Genomic DNA, 772 nt, shown 5'->3' on the forward strand with positions numbered 1-772 from the left:
TAGACCGTGTTCCACAGCACGATGGCCGCCGTCACCAGCGTCAGCCCGCTGGCCCGCCAGCGCTGCTGCTCGAAGTCGCGGTCCCGGATCTCTCCCAGCCGACCGAAGAAGACGGCACGGGCCAGCGCGTTGCGGGACTCCCCCTTGTTCAGCCCGGCATGCACCCGTTGACGCAACTCCACGCTCTGCAGCCAATCGAGGATGAACAGCGTGCGCTCGATGCGGCCCAGTTCACGCAGTGCCACCGCCAGCCCGTTCTGTCGCGGATAGCTGGCCAGCTTGCGCAGCATCAGCGAGGCCGTCACGGTTCCCTGCCGGATCGAGGTGGCCAGCCGCAGGATCTCGTCCCAGTGGGCGCGGATGTGCTTGAGGTTGAGCGTGCCGCCGATCATCGGCTTCAGCGCGTCAAAGGAGGTATCGCTGCGAGCCACGTACAGCCGCGTCTCCCCCAGATCGCGGATACGCGGTGCGAACCGGAATCCCAGCAGGTGCATGAGCCCGAAGACGTGGTCGGTGAAGCCCGCCGTGTCGGTGTAGTGCTCCTCGATGCGCAGATCCGACTCGTGGTACAGCAGCCCGTCGAGGACATAGGTCGAGTCGCGCACGCCGACGTTGACCACCTTGGCGCTGAAGGGAGCGTACTGGTCGGAGAGGTGGGTGTAGAACATCCGACCCGGCTCGGTGCCGTACTTCAGGTTGACGTGGCCGGTGCGCTCGGCCTGGCCGCCGGCGCGGAAGCGCTGCCCGTCCGATGACGAAGTCGAGCCGTCGC

At 67.0% G+C, this 772-nt stretch carries 1 protein-coding gene; it reads right to left on the reverse strand.

The genetic code is table 11. From position 1 onward, the window contains the following. The coding region (locus tag HZU84_RS20015; protein WP_180693122.1) for a Tn3 family transposase at positions 1–772 on the reverse strand (772 nt) is incomplete at both ends.

Source organism: Sphaerotilus sulfidivorans (assembly GCF_013426975.1).
GTDB classification, from domain to species: Bacteria; Pseudomonadota; Gammaproteobacteria; order Burkholderiales; family Burkholderiaceae_C; genus Sphaerotilus; species Sphaerotilus sulfidivorans.